Origin of the sequence: Maridesulfovibrio sp., from assembly GCF_963666665.1 — a bacterium.
Taxonomy (GTDB): Bacteria; Desulfobacterota; Desulfovibrionia; order Desulfovibrionales; family Desulfovibrionaceae; genus Maridesulfovibrio.
In genome coordinates this window covers 4,298,224-4,311,519 of the sequence record NZ_OY762999.1, presented here as the reverse complement: position 1 = coordinate 4,311,519, position 13,296 = coordinate 4,298,224, and the positions used below count along the sequence as shown (strand labels likewise).

Genomic DNA, 13,296 nt, shown 5'->3' with positions numbered 1-13,296 from the left:
CAACATTAATTATGACCAACCCAAGGAAGTTGATGCGCATTAAGATCGAACGAGAAGTCAGGGTGCCGGACCCGATCAAATTGGAACGTTATAGAAGAACCCCGGACCTCGGCCCCCGAATACTCTTTTTCAGTGGCGGAACCGCGCTTAAAAAGACTTCCTCTGTGCTTGCACAGTATACCCACAACAGCATCCATGTGATCACACCTTTTGATTCCGGGGGCAGTTCTGCGGTCATCCGCAATCATTTCAACATGCTGGCTGTGGGAGATATCCGTAACAGGCTTATGGCCCTTGCAGACCAGTCCGTCCTCGGCAACCCTGAGATATACAGACTTTTTTCCTACCGCCTGCCAAGTGACGCCGATGAAAACGAACTTCGCGCGGAATTCGAAGAAATGATGGAATGCAAGCACCGTCTTGTTCGTGATATCCCGGCTCCCATGCGCAAAATCATCCGCAACCATTTCATTAAATTTGCCGACATCATGGATGACTTCAATCTGCGCGGGGCCAGCATCGGCAACATAATCCTGACCGCCGGTTATATCAGCAACCGCCGTCATATTGACCCGGTAATTTATATTTTTTCCAAGCTGGTTGAAGTACGCGGAATTGTACGTCCCACCGTGAACAAGGATGTCCATCTGGCGGCAGAACTGGAGGACGGAACTTTCGTTGTCGGACAACACCTGCTGACCGGAAAGGAAGCCTCCCCCATAGGTTCCGGCATCAAAAAACTATGGCTGGCCGAAAAACTTGGGGACTCCACTCCCTGCACAGTCCAGATTCGCGAAAAGATGACAAAGCTGATCAACAGCGCTGAACTGATCTGCTACCCTTTGGGAAGTTTTTATTCCAGCGTGGTAGCCAACCTGTTGCCCGAAGGGATCGGCAAGGCTGTCAGCGAGAGCAACTGCCCCAAAGTTTTCACCCCAAATACCGGAACCGACCCGGAACTGAAAGGGCACTCCCTGAATGACCAGATCAACAAACTTCTCTATTACCTGCGCAAGGACGATCCCGAAAACATCGAGATCAAAGATGTGCTCAATTTCGTTCTTGTAGACTCGGTAAACGGAATCTATCCCGGTGGAATTGATAAAAAAGCGATAAACAAACTCGGCATCAGGGTAATCGACTGCGAACTTGTCAGCGAGAAAAGCACTCCCTATCTGGATCCGGAACTTCTCTCGCAGGCCCTGCTTTCGCTGACCTGAATACCGAATAAAAAGGCAGGTGCATATATGAGTAAAGAAGGCAGAAACAAGGTAAGCCTGAAAAAGAAAGTCGGGCACGAAGAAGCCGTAACCATTCTGGAAGACATCCTGAAAAGCTTCAAATCAGGAAATATGGTCATCCAAAACGGTGAAGATTCAATAACCCTGAATCCTTCTGACAAAATCAGTATGGAAATCAAGGCCAAAACCAAAAAGCTGAAAAACAAACTCAGTATGGAACTTTCATGGAAAGTTGATCCGATTGAAGCTGAAGATTTCAGCATTACCGATGCCGGAGAAACAGTTGATCCTGAAGTTGAAAAGCCCAAAAAAGTTCAGGAACCCGAACCAGACTCAGGCAAAGCAAAAGTTATCAAAAAAGCTGAAAAATAAGCCAAATCAAACCGATCATTTCAACTCCTCTCTATTCCAACAGAGAGGAGTTTTTTATTTCTCAATAACAGTGAGTACTCATTGACTTTCACTCACTACCCCTTACCTATATATTAGGAAGGTCCGTACATTGCCAAAGCCCAACTCAATTGCACAGCCGCAGGAGGGCCAAATGAAGTTCAACACTATTAAAACTTTATTTGTCATTGTTCTGACGGCTGCAATGCTTATTTTTGCAACCGTCGCCAGCGGGTCCAGCTTCAGATTTGTGCTGGAAAACAAGGGCAAGACTTGGCAGCTCGGTAACAGCCATTACCTCGGTTCTATCGGTTTTAAGGATCTGCAAGTAACCGACACCTTCACCGTAAGTGATATTGATTCACACATTGATGACGGAATAACTGTCCGCTTCTACGCCGGAAAAGGAATGATAGGTTTCAATGAATACACTCCGCTGACCGAAGAATCCATCTTTGACTACACTTCACTCAGCGGAACGCAAACAATTGAAAACGCTTTCTATGTAGAATTCGACTCTAAGAAAATTCGCTTTGCTCACTTTGGATATGAAGGCCATAAAAACCTGCATGGTAACTTTGAATTAGGATTACTTGAAACTGTGCCTGCACCTGTCCCGATTCCTCCCACGTGGATGCTCGCAGCAGTCTCCTTGATAATTCTCACAGCTTTAAAATGCATCACAGACTAACATCTTCACCCCGGCCCTCAAAAGCCGGGGATTTTTTGCGCTGGTCAAACCGCGAACAATGCTTATCTATTCCGGATACCAAATTCACCACACAAACACAGGACACTTAAATGTTACCAGTTATTATTGACACTGAACTATGTAAAAGAGACGAACTTTGTGTACATGAATGCCCGCTCATGGTCCTGACCGTGGAAGAAAAAGGGCAAGTCCCCGTAGTCCACCCCAAGAAAACCAACTACTGTATTAATTGCGGCCACTGTATGGCTGTCTGCCCCACCGGGGCCATCACCCTGAGTGCATTTGAAAACCAAGATGCGATTCCTTTCAATAAAGAAGACCTGCCTGAATCCAGCGCACTTGAAACACTAATCAAAACCCGCCGCTCTGTGCGTAAATTCAAAAAGAAAAGTATCAGCGCAGAGGAGGTCGGCGAACTTATCCACACCGCAGCCTATGCTCCTTCCGGTCACAATGCCCAGCCTGTTTCATGGACAGTCCTCGATACACCTGAGAAAGTCCATGAACTGGGAGAAGTCGTTGTTGAATGGATGGAAGAAATGGTGAAGCAGAAGAACCCGCTGGCGGAAAAACTGTTCCTTGCCGGATTGGTTAATACTTGGAAGAAAGGCAAAGACGTTATCTGCCGCGATGCTCCTGCTGTTGCGGTTGCATGGGCGCCGAAGATGGGCATCACCCCGCAGGCCGACACCGTAATCGCCACCAATACCCTTGAGATTGCGGCTCATGCCAAAGGATACGGAACGTGCTGGGCCGGATACGTGGTGCTGGCAGCAGCATACAGCCGGAAGGTGCTGGACTACCTCGGAGTCCCTGAAGGACACATGGCCCACGGGGCTTTGTTCCTAGGTCATCCCGCAGTTAAGTACCGCAATATTCCGCCACGGCACAAAGCCGTAGCCGAAGAACAGGACGGGAAATTCATTTTCCGCGCCCGCCCTAATACGCATTAAAAAAATTCCCCCCATTTTCTATAGAAAATGGGGGAATTTTATTTTTCTTCGTTAACGCGCTTACCGGGCATAAAGGCCGTGCGCAAAAATTTCGGAGTAAAAATACGGAATGGATTGCGGACCAACATGTCCGGCATGACGTGATACCAACGGTATCCGAGGCGGTGATAAACCTTTTTGGCGAGGCAACCGTATCCGGTCTGCCTTGCGGCCCAGAGTGCGGCATCGCGCTGGCATCTTGAAGTTGCTACAGCTTTGAATATCTTGTCGCTGAATCCTTTATCAACGAGCATCTTGCGGATACGCAAGTATTCCCGGTAACGGCTGATGATATCGGCTACAGAAAAGAAGGCTCCGGTCACCCAGCTCATGGCAATAGCAGCCGAGGTGATAAAGCCCAGACTATGCCCGTCACGGTAAAATTCAGCCGCAAGCCATGCCAAGGTCACGACCATGCCGATACAAAGCCCCAGAACAAAATGAGGTAAAGGGGCCACACGTAAATAATTATATTTTTTCTGTGCAAGAGCCTTTATCATCGCAATTCGCCTGTAAAGTCACCAAACTAAAGAACTACCAGTAACCTGATAGTCTACGCCACGACTAGGGAATTACCATCGTAATCAAAACCGTTCAAGAAATATCGGACACAGAAAAATAGCCGCTATGCTGCGCCCAAAAGTTCACGCGCTAAGATTTTACTACCTTGGCCAGTTCGGCCAACAAGTCATCAACATTGAAAGGCTTGGTGATACGCGAATCCATACCACTGTCAAAACACTTCTGCAGGAAATCTTCCCCCACATTGGCGGTAAGAGCTACGATCCTGACCGGAGAGTGTGTTTTACGTATTGCGCGCGCAGCTTCAAAGCCATCAAGTACAGGCATCTGAATATCCATAAAGATTATATCGAAATCGTCTGATTCCTTGAACGCATCAACTGCATCCTTGCCATTTTCAACCATCACATAGTTTTTAAGGCCGTTCTTCTCAAAAACCTTGCGCAATAGAATACGGTTCATCTTGCTATCCTCGGCCACCATAACTTTCAAGCCGGAATAATCAACTGAAGCAGAATCATCTTCAAAACCGTCCGCATCTTCCTGCGTCTGATTTAAGCTTTGGCAGACTTCAACCGGCAGGACAAAAGAAAATAAGGCTCCGCCCTGCTCATTATTACGGGCTGCGAGATCACCGCCCAAATGCTTGACCAGCTTGTAGCAGATTGCCAAGCCGAGGCCGGTTCCCCCATATTTTCTGGTTATACTCGGGTCGGCCTGCACGAATGATTCGAATAAAGATTCCGCACCATCTTTAGGTAAACCGATTCCAGTATCCGAAACCTCAAAAAGCAGACGAAGCTTATCACCTTCACCTGCAGAACCATCCGGTCGGCACCGAAGGGTCACGCTTCCTTTGTCCGTAAACTTGACCCCGTTTCCAAGCAGATTAACCAGAACCTGACGCAGCCTGAGACTATCAACACGTACGCAATTCGGCACATTCTCAGCTTCAAGGATTACCTGCAAAGGCTTATTCATAGCCCCGATATCAACAACATCGCGCATCTCCTGCAGGAAAGCCGGAAAGTCGATATTTTCCTCATTCAATTCCATGTGAACAGAGTCAAGCTTTGAATAATCAAGGATATCGTTAACAATGACCAGCAGGCTGTCTACGGATGATTTAATCAACCTTAAATTTTCCTGCTGCTCAGAAGTCAATTCAGAGCGCTGAAGGAGCTGAACCATACCCTTGACCGCATTCATGGGAGTCCTGAACTCATGGGTCATATTGGCCAGAAAGCGGCCTTTGGCCTCATTGGCTTTCTGAGCCTCTTCCCTGCTGCTCCGCAATTCCTTCTCAATCCTTTTCAATTCAGAAATATCTTCAACAGCTACAAGAACCCGCTCCCACAATTCCTCGCACCCCGGAACAATGGTCAGGTTAAGGATGAAAGACTGCTCCCTGCCGTCCATTCTGAGAAAACTGAACTCACTGCGATGCCTTTGGGCTCCCTTAAGCATATCCAGAAAAACTGTCCTGTATATACGCCATGAATGCTGGGTCACATAAGGAGAAAATCCGACATTAATCAGCTGTTCAAGGGAGGAAGTCCCAAAAAATTCTATGGTGCGGTTATTGGCGTCAATTATTCGTATTTTCTCTACACATCTGGACACAGACTCATGATCAGACAAAAGCTCTTCGCGGATGACCGGTAACATGTCCGGGCCATACGAATCAAAAATCTTTTTCACTGAACTCATGTCGAGTTCCCACAGGGCAACAGGGGAATTCTCAAAAAGTGACCTAAATCGCCACTCACTTTTAAGCTGTTCTTTCTCTGCTTTTTTACGGGCTGTTACATCAATTACAAACCCTTCCACATAAGCGGACATTCCCGGCTCAGACTCGACAAGCCTCATATCTCTGGAGGTCCAGACCGTGCCACCATCCTTGCGCTTACATTCAACTTCATACGATGCCACCTGTCCGGCAAAACGCAGCATCTGAACACAACGAAGCCAGTCACCGCTATTCATATAAACCTGATCGCCGACACTGGAAACTTCCGAGATCAGTTCATCACTGTTCTCATAGCCGTAAAGTTCCGCAAGAGCTTTGTTTGCTGTAAGGTAACTCCCGTCCAAAGTCGCCTGAAAAATCCCCATGGGAGCATTATCAAAAATGTCACGAAACTTAATCTCAGCCCTTCTGCGCAGAGCATCCGCGAGGTGTCGGTTCCTAATCTCCTGCTCAACCTTATCTTTCTGTCTCTTTACCTCCTCTATTCTGCGGGAGGCCTCCTGCATGCGCGCTTCATAAATCTTATTTCTCAACACCCCACGAATAAGCCAGAAACACCCGACCGATATCAGGATAAAGATTAAAAGATACAGCATAAACTGCATCCTGATACTCAAGAATCCGAAAAATTTACCTTCTTCCACTAGACTGATTACACTGAGTGATGTGCCATGAACAGGTGAAGATATCGCCAGATAGTCAACTTCACGGCCGGATTTACCGGCCTCCAGCACAGTCAGCCCATCCCAATCGTGGAGGACATCCATGAGCAGCAGTTCTCCGCTATGCCGAGCAGAAACATCTGATACAGCAACAACAACTCCGCCAACACGTAGAAAATCCGTCCCCACAGACGGAGATATTGTCATAAAATCCAGACTTCGATGCAGGCTTTCCACTCGAGTCCAACCGACAACAGTCCCCCTTATCCCCAGAGAGGCATCAATGGGAACACTGACGACGATAGAAAGCTCCCCGCCATACTCTCCGGGAAAAAAAGCCGGAGTCCCATGGCGGACCCTGAATTTGGAAAACTCATAATCATCTGCATGCAGCAGGCATTCGCTGTCAGAGTCCAAAATCAGATCACCATCTTTATCAAGTACGGCAATCCGTGAAAAAACAAGTTCATCCCCCAGACTTCGCTTAGCCAGACTTTGGTTAAGCAGAGAACAAATCTCTCTAGCTATTACCGGAGCCTCTTGAGCGGTTTCCCCCTCTCTCAAAACATCGAACAGGGAACGAACAGGCATACTGGCTGCCACACGGTTCAATTCAGAAACCCGTTTGGAATAATAAAAACTTACAGCCATAGCCCGCTTGGCGGATTCACCCACAAACAATTCACGGGCAGTGTTCCTGACCTGCAATTGAGAGGAATAGCCCGTCCACAAAATCAGTCCGACAAATCCGGCAAAGATTAAAATCGTACAGATCAGCAGGATACGGTAGCCCGAACGGCTTTTATGGCTTGTATTATTTTCACTCATCAAATCAGACAGTTCCATTCCTGGAGATATAAAATTAAATCATTCAGTAAAGATTACGCTCTAAAATTCGTAATAGATTAACATGACCTAAGGCAAACCATATAGCTTAATTAAAAATATTGTAACAATCTTAGCATACTTAGGCTTATTTTTCGCACAAATTCAGAAAAAAACAAACCCCAACTTGACACTGAGAATCATTTTCACTAAATAATAAACAACACCAAAACAAATGGAGGCAACTATGTGCGCAGCTCTTATCGGCGGAATGGACAGGCTAAAACGGGATTACATTGTTTCAGCCAAGGAAAAAGGCGTTAAGCTTAAGGTATTCACGGGAAAAGAAAATAAGGTCTCTGCAAAATTAGGCAGTGCCGATCATGTAATTATCTTCACCAACCAGATCTCCCATGCAGCAAAAAAAGACATAATGAAGTACACCAAGGCCAAGCAGATCCCTCTGCACATGTTCCACTCCTGCGGAGTTTCCACCCTGAAAAGCTGCCTTGAAAATCTTTAATACCAACGATGCAGAATCGGCATCCCGGCGGGAAAGACGGTTTGGAGACAGTCTTTCAGCCAGCCGAGGACACACATTTCTGAGCCCTGCTACTCATGCAGGGACCGCAAAAGATCAATATTCATTTTATCAAGCTTGAAATCCGGGTCGTCTTCTTTCGGAGTTTCAATGACCTTGGGCACGGCTGCAAACCGTTCATCATTGATGATATACCTGAATCCTTCGAGTCCGATATTTCCCTGCCCGATATGTTCGTGACGATCCTTATTGGAACCAAGCCCCTGCTTACTGTCATTGAGATGAAAAAAACGGATAAAATCTAGTCCGATCAACTTGTCAAAGCGTTCGAACACTTCTGCGCATGACTCAGCACTACGAAGGTCATACCCGGCAGCAAAGGCATGGCAGGTGTCAAAACAGACTCCCATGCGCGATGTATAACCGGAATCTTCCAGAATAGTAGCCAATTCCCCGAACCTGCTGCCCAGATTGGTCCCCTGACCGGCAGTATTCTCGATAAGCACCTTTACTTCCTCGGTTTCCGAAAGAGCAATGGCCTGATCCAGATTTGCGACATACCTTTCAAGTGCTTCAACCTTACCGGAACCAAGGTGGGAGCCGGGATGGGTAACCAGATATTCAATGCCCAGCTTTTCGGTACGGCGCAGTTCTTCAGAAAAGGCTTTCACTGATTTATCAGCACTGTCCGATTTTGGAGAAGCAAGATTTATGAGATAGGAGTCATGAACACTGACCGGATAATTGCCCCACTCTTCACGTAAATTCTTAAAATTTTCCACTACCTTTTCTTCAAGCGGCTTTACCTTCCACTGACGCTGGTTGCGGGTAAAAATCTGCAAAGCTGTTCCGCCGACAGACATAATCCGCTCAACAGCCTTATCCACCCCGCCGGTTATGGGCATATGGGCACCTATGTACATAGAAAATTTCCTTCTCGGGTTTGCAAATCCTAGTTCTTCACCGAAGCCAGTTCCATGAGTATCGGAGCCAGCAGTCGTGGATCAATCAGTCCGTCAGAGTCTTCTGAAACCAGCGTGCGGTCAATTACTTTCAAAGGAAACTTTTCCAAGGCTGCAAAGTCAGGATCTTCCTGATAAGTGCCATTTTCAGAATCGATAAGAATATAATCAAGTACTGCTTCCGAGCCGATATAAGCTGAATTATCCATACGCAGCACTTCAAGCAGCCGCTCAATCTGCAGATTAATATTGTGCCCGATCAGTTCCGGATCAAATCCCATATTCGGAATGAATACTTTGGGGCAGGGATTTAATGAAATAGCGTGTCCCAATCCTTGAGGAGAAATAGCAGCCAGCATGCTGGAATAAAAACTGCCCATGGGATAAACGATTATATCCGCGTTATTAATCAGATTTATTGCCAGCGAAGAACCATGTACCGCACGCGGCCAAGGATCGTCCACGCCGGAACAAATCCACATGCCGTCAATGGGAGAGGATATGGGGTCAGTCTCCTTACCTGTAAACTGATGCTGCCCCGCCAGAATTTCACCGTTCTCTAAACGTACAGCCAAATGACCGTTATCAACAGTGGAAGCACGGACAATTCCCCTTGCCCCGATAAGCCGGGAAAGCTGGGCAATGGGCGGGGCAAGTATTCGCTGGTGAGCCATAAACCCTGCGGCAAGCACTATATTTCCAAGACTGGCATTAACCGGGTCAAAATGATCCCCTGCCAGCTCAATAAACAGGGCAAAGCGGTCGGAAAGAATTTTCCGTACGACTTCAGAAAAACCGTCCATAAGTGAGTGTGAACCATTTGCAAGGTGGGAAAGCTGTCCATAAAGAGCGGTCTTGTCCGCAAAGCGGGGCAAGCGTGTGGCAAGAAGCTCAACAATATTTGACTTCTCGGGACTGTCCTTATCCGCAAGGGCAAGCAAACGGTTGCGGACATCACCAACAGCAGGCATGTCGAAGACTTCCCGCAGGGCAGCAGAGCTACCCCCGGAATCAAAAGTGGTAATGATATAAGCACACTTCGGATTGACTTTCGCGAGCTCGGCGGCCAAACTGTTCAAGGCCGTCCCCCCGCTGAAAAACACAATTTCCGGATGCTCTTTGCTCACTGGCGTCCCGCCTGTTTTTTCACTGCACTTTTATAGGAAAGTCCAAACCACAGGTAAAAAAGAGAAAAAATACACTTCGAAAACCGCCATGTAAAAACAACTAAGTCCGCTACCTGTTCTGCAAAAACAATCCCTGTTTCCCTTGCAGACAGACACCCTTTTTATTATTCAGGGCAATATATCCGGCAGACTCTATTTTTATAATTAGCAAACAACATACCTCAATCTTACTGATATGAAAAACATTTTTCTTAACATACACGGATTTGGATCTTCAGGCGCTAACTCAAAGGCTGCAGCACTGAGCGAGAACTTCCACGATCATGAACTTATCAGCCCTGATCTGCCCCCGGATCCACTGGAGTCCCTGGAAATAATCGAGGCCATTGTGCTGGAAAACATAAATCGCCCGTTAATCCTGCAGGGGTCATCCATGGGCGGCCTGTTTTCACTGATAATGCATTTCCGTCATTCCGTACCGGCACTGCTCATTAACCCGGCACTGACCCCGGCAGCGCTGGTTCGCAACCGTCTGGGCGAAATATACGAATTCAGCAACGGTGACAGCATTCTCATTACAGAAGATCACGTAAACCGCTTTGCAAAAGTGGAAGATGAATTGAACAAGGGGATTGCGGAAAAAGGCGTCCATAATGGAGAGGTACTGGCCCTGATCGGGGAACAGGATGAACTGCTTGATCAGAAAATCATGAAATCAATACTCAGAAAAGCCGGTGCTGATATTATTTCCTACAATACCGACCACCGCTTTGAAGGATATGAGCAAGTCTGCCGCCACAATTTAAAAGTCAGGGAATTCCTGCTGAGCTTACGGGGTTAATCTTTATCCCCGCCCAAACGGCCGACAGGCATGAGATCATTCATCTCGCTGATGTAGCCATTTTCAAGATTATTTACTTCCTGAATATAAGTCTTGAAAGTCAGGTCCATGGACGGATCGGTAAATTTGTGCAGGCTGTATGAGGGAGTGGAAAAGAATCCGCGTCTGGCCTTATGCTCACCGCCCATACCGGGATCATAGATACTTATGCCGTTAGCTATAGCCCATTCAATGGGAGCGTAATAGCAGAGTTCAAAGTGAAGGAAACGAACTTCCTCAAAACACCCCCAGTACCTGCCCCAGAGCCTGTCATCGGAAAAAACGAACATAGAGAGTGCCAGCGGTTCAGGGTCATCGCCTCGTAAGGCTACTGTAAACATGAGGTTTTCCCGCATGTTCTGCTTCAACATCTCAAAAAAGTCAGGGGTGAGGTACTTGCAGCTCCAGACTCCGAACTTATCATTGGTGGATACGTAACATCTATACATGAGGTCGAAATAACGGTCCGGTATTTCATAACCAGTCAAGGTCAGTACCCGAATGTTATCACTGCGCAAGGTCTTACGCTCACGCCGGACAGTCTTACGTCTGTTACTGTTCAGGGTTGCCAGCCAATGGTCAAAATCACGGTAATCATCATTTGTCCAAACGTACCCCTGATGCCTCCAAGCGGCATAACCGTAGGCCTCCATTTCAATACTCCAGTCAGGGTCTACGAAATTGAAGGCACAACTGCCCAGCCCGTTAATTGAGCAGAAACGGTCAAGTGTCTGGCTGATTAATGAGGTGATCCTTTTTGAAGGAACATCAGGAGCCACCATAAAACGATATCCTGATGCCGGGGTATAAGGACTCATACCCACAATCTTGGGGTAATAGGTCATCCCGCCCTTCTGAGCCACTTCCACCCAGACCCGGTCAAAAATAAATTCACCTTCACTCTGATCACGGACAAAAAGAGGAGCCGCGCCCACGAGACGTCCCTCGGAACGGACAAGCAGATGGGCTGTGAGCCAACCGGTTTCCGGCGTGGCACTCCTGCTCTGCTCGATTAGCCGCAGCCAGTCCCATTCAAGAAAAGGAAAATTCAATCCCTTCGCAAGAAGGTTCCATTCATCACGCTCAACTTCTGTGATTGAAGGAATCCATGAAATTTCAAGTCCGTCCAGAATATCAGTCATTTACCAACCCTAAAAAAACTACTGACCGCTAACTTTCCCGGCAAATGATTTTGATACCGAAAAATAATCCGCAACCCATTCCATAAATACTCCCGCCGTGTTGGAGTAATCTTCACTGTTCCATACCATATAGATATCCATACGCGGAAAGTCATCGCTTATAGGCACCATGGCAATTCCCTTGCGTGACACACGGCTGTTTTCAGGCAGAAAAGTTACCCCCATGCCAGATGAAATCAAGGCTGATGCACCTGAAAGACCCGAAATTTCCTGCTTGACCTTCGGCATCAATCCCCGGGAGGTAAATGCTGTCATGATGGCGTCATAAAGGTCCGGCTGTCCGCTCCGGGGAAACATGAGCAGATTCTCCCTTGCGATCTCAGTCAATGATACGCTTTTTTCAGAGGTAAAGATATGATCTTCCGGCACCGCGAGCACATGTTTTCTGGAAAACAGCTTAACCGAAGACAACCCTTCCATGGCACGCAGGTATACCGTTGAAAAGCCCACATCCAACTCTCCGGAATGAATCCTCTCCAACTGGATGGAAGCACCGAACTGGCTTAACCGCACCGATACTCCGGGGTACCTGTGGCTGAAAGAACGCACAGCCTCCGGTAAAAGACTATCCATGGCAATCTCCATGAACCCAACCTTGATATTACCGTATTCTCCCTTGGACATCCTGCTTACAGTAGCTGCAGCCTCTTCCGCCTGTGCCACAATATCCAGAGCCTGCTTATAAAAATAGCGTCCTTCATTGGTGAGGCGTACTTTACGGCTGTTGCGCTCCAGCAAGCGCGCACCAAGCTCTTCCTCCAGTCCCTTGATCTGCTGCGAAAAAGGAGGCTGGGCGATATGCACCCTGCGGGCCGCACGTCCGAAGTGCAATTCCTCGGCCACAGCAATAAAATATCTCAACTGCCTTAATTCCATCAATTAGAATCCATTTTATAGCCAACCGGAAGAAATTCTCCGGTCTGGTTTCATTCAACAATAAAACCTGTATAATTACAATATTAAACTCCGCAGGCAAAAATCGGCCAAAAGTTTGATTGCTTTTTTTCCCGCCTTGAGCCAACCTCTGCACGCTTTATCTAAAATAGGAGTTTTTTTATGAGTGATAATCTGGACGATCTGCTTTCTAATATTCAGCAGCAATGCAATGACGCTGCCCACGACATGTTTGGTAAGGAAACTTCCCGCTGGCATAATCCGACATACGCCAGGACAATGGAAAACCCGGACAGCATCGGTGAAATGAAGGGAAACTGCGGCGATATCATCAGAATCTACCTCAAGATAGACAACAACACCGTCAGTGAAGCTTCCTTCTTCACCACCGGGTGCGGACCCAGCATTGTCAGCAGTGACATGGTCTGTGAACTGTGCATAGGTAAAAGTATTGACGAAGCATCAGAAATTGACGGCGAAGACATTCTTGAAAGACTCGGCGGACTGCCCGAGGATAAAACTCATTGCGCCCATCTGGCCTCTTCTGCAATGCAGGAAGCACTGGGAAACTGGCTGCAAAAAAAATAGCCCGCACA

At 47.3% G+C, this 13,296-nt stretch carries 13 protein-coding genes; 7 read left to right on the top strand and 6 right to left on the bottom strand.

The window, feature by feature from the left end; genetic code table 11:
* Positions 1 to 32: 32 nt before the first annotated feature.
* From ACKU40_RS19685 to ACKU40_RS19670, 4 genes are all read left to right on the top strand, one after another.
* Positions 33 to 1,220: a GAK system CofD-like protein gene (locus tag ACKU40_RS19685; RefSeq protein WP_320174473.1), complete on the top strand. Its 1,188-nt coding sequence runs from the start codon at positions 33 to 35 to the stop codon at positions 1,218 to 1,220.
* A gap of 27 nt (positions 1,221 to 1,247) precedes the next feature.
* Entirely contained in the window at positions 1,248 to 1,613 is a 366-nt protein-coding gene (locus ACKU40_RS19680; RefSeq protein WP_320174472.1) for an amphi-Trp domain-containing protein, read from the top strand.
* A 172-nt stretch (positions 1,614 to 1,785) separates the two neighbouring features.
* A complete protein-coding gene (locus ACKU40_RS19675) occupies positions 1,786 to 2,322 on the top strand; it encodes a hypothetical protein (protein WP_320174471.1) in 537 nt (178 codons plus the stop codon).
* Between the two features lie 110 nt (positions 2,323 to 2,432).
* Positions 2,433 to 3,296 (top strand): nitroreductase family protein, encoded by an 864-nt coding sequence (locus ACKU40_RS19670; protein WP_320174470.1) that lies wholly within the window; start codon positions 2,433 to 2,435, stop codon positions 3,294 to 3,296.
* Positions 3,297 to 3,334: 38 nt separating this feature from the next.
* Here the strand turns inward: ACKU40_RS19670 and ACKU40_RS19665 are convergent, their stop codons facing one another.
* Together ACKU40_RS19665 and ACKU40_RS19660 are read right to left on the bottom strand one after the other, a co-directional pair.
* The gene (locus tag ACKU40_RS19665; RefSeq protein WP_015852961.1) at positions 3,335 to 3,835 is read right to left on the bottom strand and encodes a hypothetical protein; all 501 of its coding nucleotides are present in this window, start codon (positions 3,833 to 3,835) and stop codon (positions 3,335 to 3,337) included.
* Between the two features lie 151 nt (positions 3,836 to 3,986).
* Entirely contained in the window at positions 3,987 to 7,097 is a 3,111-nt protein-coding gene (locus ACKU40_RS19660) for a PAS domain S-box protein (protein ID WP_320174469.1), read from the bottom strand.
* 244 nt (positions 7,098 to 7,341) lie between these two features.
* Here ACKU40_RS19660 and ACKU40_RS19655 point away from each other — a divergent pair, with 244 nt between their 5' ends.
* On the top strand, positions 7,342 to 7,617 hold the full coding sequence (locus tag ACKU40_RS19655) for a DUF2325 domain-containing protein (protein ID WP_320174468.1): 276 nt from the start codon (positions 7,342 to 7,344) through the stop codon (positions 7,615 to 7,617).
* 89 nt (positions 7,618 to 7,706) lie between these two features.
* Here ACKU40_RS19655 and ACKU40_RS19650 read toward each other — a convergent pair whose 3' ends face one another.
* Together ACKU40_RS19650 and ACKU40_RS19645 are read right to left on the bottom strand one after the other, a co-directional pair.
* Positions 7,707 to 8,558 carry a deoxyribonuclease IV gene (locus ACKU40_RS19650; protein ID WP_320174467.1) on the bottom strand — a complete coding sequence of 284 codons (852 nt, stop codon included), beginning with the start codon at positions 8,556 to 8,558 and terminating at the stop codon, positions 7,707 to 7,709.
* A gap of 29 nt (positions 8,559 to 8,587) precedes the next feature.
* The gene (locus ACKU40_RS19645) at positions 8,588 to 9,724 is read right to left on the bottom strand and encodes a GAK system CofD-like protein (RefSeq protein WP_320174466.1); all 1,137 of its coding nucleotides are present in this window, start codon (positions 9,722 to 9,724) and stop codon (positions 8,588 to 8,590) included.
* 235 nt (positions 9,725 to 9,959) lie between these two features.
* On the opposite strand from ACKU40_RS19645, the gene ACKU40_RS19640 reads away from it, so the two are divergent.
* Complete coding sequence (locus tag ACKU40_RS19640; protein WP_320174465.1) at positions 9,960 to 10,565, top strand: YqiA/YcfP family alpha/beta fold hydrolase; 606 nt, start codon at positions 9,960 to 9,962, stop codon at positions 10,563 to 10,565.
* Here ACKU40_RS19640 and ACKU40_RS19635 read toward each other — a convergent pair.
* Positions 10,562 to 11,746, bottom strand: coding sequence for a GNAT family N-acetyltransferase (locus ACKU40_RS19635; RefSeq protein WP_320174464.1), 1,185 nt, complete (start codon positions 11,744 to 11,746; stop codon positions 10,562 to 10,564). The genes ACKU40_RS19640 and ACKU40_RS19635 overlap by 4 nt on opposite strands.
* Before the next feature lie 18 nt (positions 11,747 to 11,764).
* A complete protein-coding gene (locus ACKU40_RS19630) occupies positions 11,765 to 12,682 on the bottom strand; it encodes a LysR family transcriptional regulator (protein ID WP_320174463.1) in 918 nt (305 codons plus the stop codon).
* A gap of 180 nt (positions 12,683 to 12,862) precedes the next feature.
* Here ACKU40_RS19630 and ACKU40_RS19625 point away from each other — a divergent pair, with 180 nt between their 5' ends.
* Complete coding sequence (locus ACKU40_RS19625) at positions 12,863 to 13,288, top strand: iron-sulfur cluster assembly scaffold protein (RefSeq protein ID WP_320174462.1); 426 nt, start codon at positions 12,863 to 12,865, stop codon at positions 13,286 to 13,288.
* Positions 13,289 to 13,296: the final 8 nt, after the last annotated feature.

Excerpts from the sequence above, each read along its gene's own strand:
- ACKU40_RS19655 (WP_320174468.1), top strand. The coding sequence starts at position 7,342 with ATGTGCGCAGCTCTTATCGGCGGAATGGACAGGCTAAAACGGGATTAC.
- ACKU40_RS19660 (WP_320174469.1), bottom strand. The coding sequence starts at position 7,097 with ATGAGTGAAAATAATACAAGCCATAAAAGCCGTTCGGGCTACCGTATC.
- ACKU40_RS19640 (WP_320174465.1), top strand. The coding sequence starts at position 9,960 with ATGAAAAACATTTTTCTTAACATACACGGATTTGGATCTTCAGGCGCT.
- ACKU40_RS19650 (WP_320174467.1), bottom strand. The coding sequence starts at position 8,558 with ATGTACATAGGTGCCCATATGCCCATAACCGGCGGGGTGGATAAGGCT.
- ACKU40_RS19635 (WP_320174464.1), bottom strand. The coding sequence starts at position 11,746 with ATGACTGATATTCTGGACGGACTTGAAATTTCATGGATTCCTTCAATC.
- ACKU40_RS19680 (WP_320174472.1), top strand. The coding sequence starts at position 1,248 with ATGAGTAAAGAAGGCAGAAACAAGGTAAGCCTGAAAAAGAAAGTCGGG.
- ACKU40_RS19665 (WP_015852961.1), bottom strand. The coding sequence starts at position 3,835 with ATGATAAAGGCTCTTGCACAGAAAAAATATAATTATTTACGTGTGGCC.
- ACKU40_RS19625 (WP_320174462.1), top strand. The coding sequence starts at position 12,863 with ATGAGTGATAATCTGGACGATCTGCTTTCTAATATTCAGCAGCAATGC.
- ACKU40_RS19630 (WP_320174463.1), bottom strand. The coding sequence starts at position 12,682 with ATGGAATTAAGGCAGTTGAGATATTTTATTGCTGTGGCCGAGGAATTG.
- ACKU40_RS19675 (WP_320174471.1), top strand. The coding sequence starts at position 1,786 with ATGAAGTTCAACACTATTAAAACTTTATTTGTCATTGTTCTGACGGCT.
- ACKU40_RS19670 (WP_320174470.1), top strand. The coding sequence starts at position 2,433 with ATGTTACCAGTTATTATTGACACTGAACTATGTAAAAGAGACGAACTT.
- ACKU40_RS19685 (WP_320174473.1), top strand. The coding sequence starts at position 33 with ATGCGCATTAAGATCGAACGAGAAGTCAGGGTGCCGGACCCGATCAAA.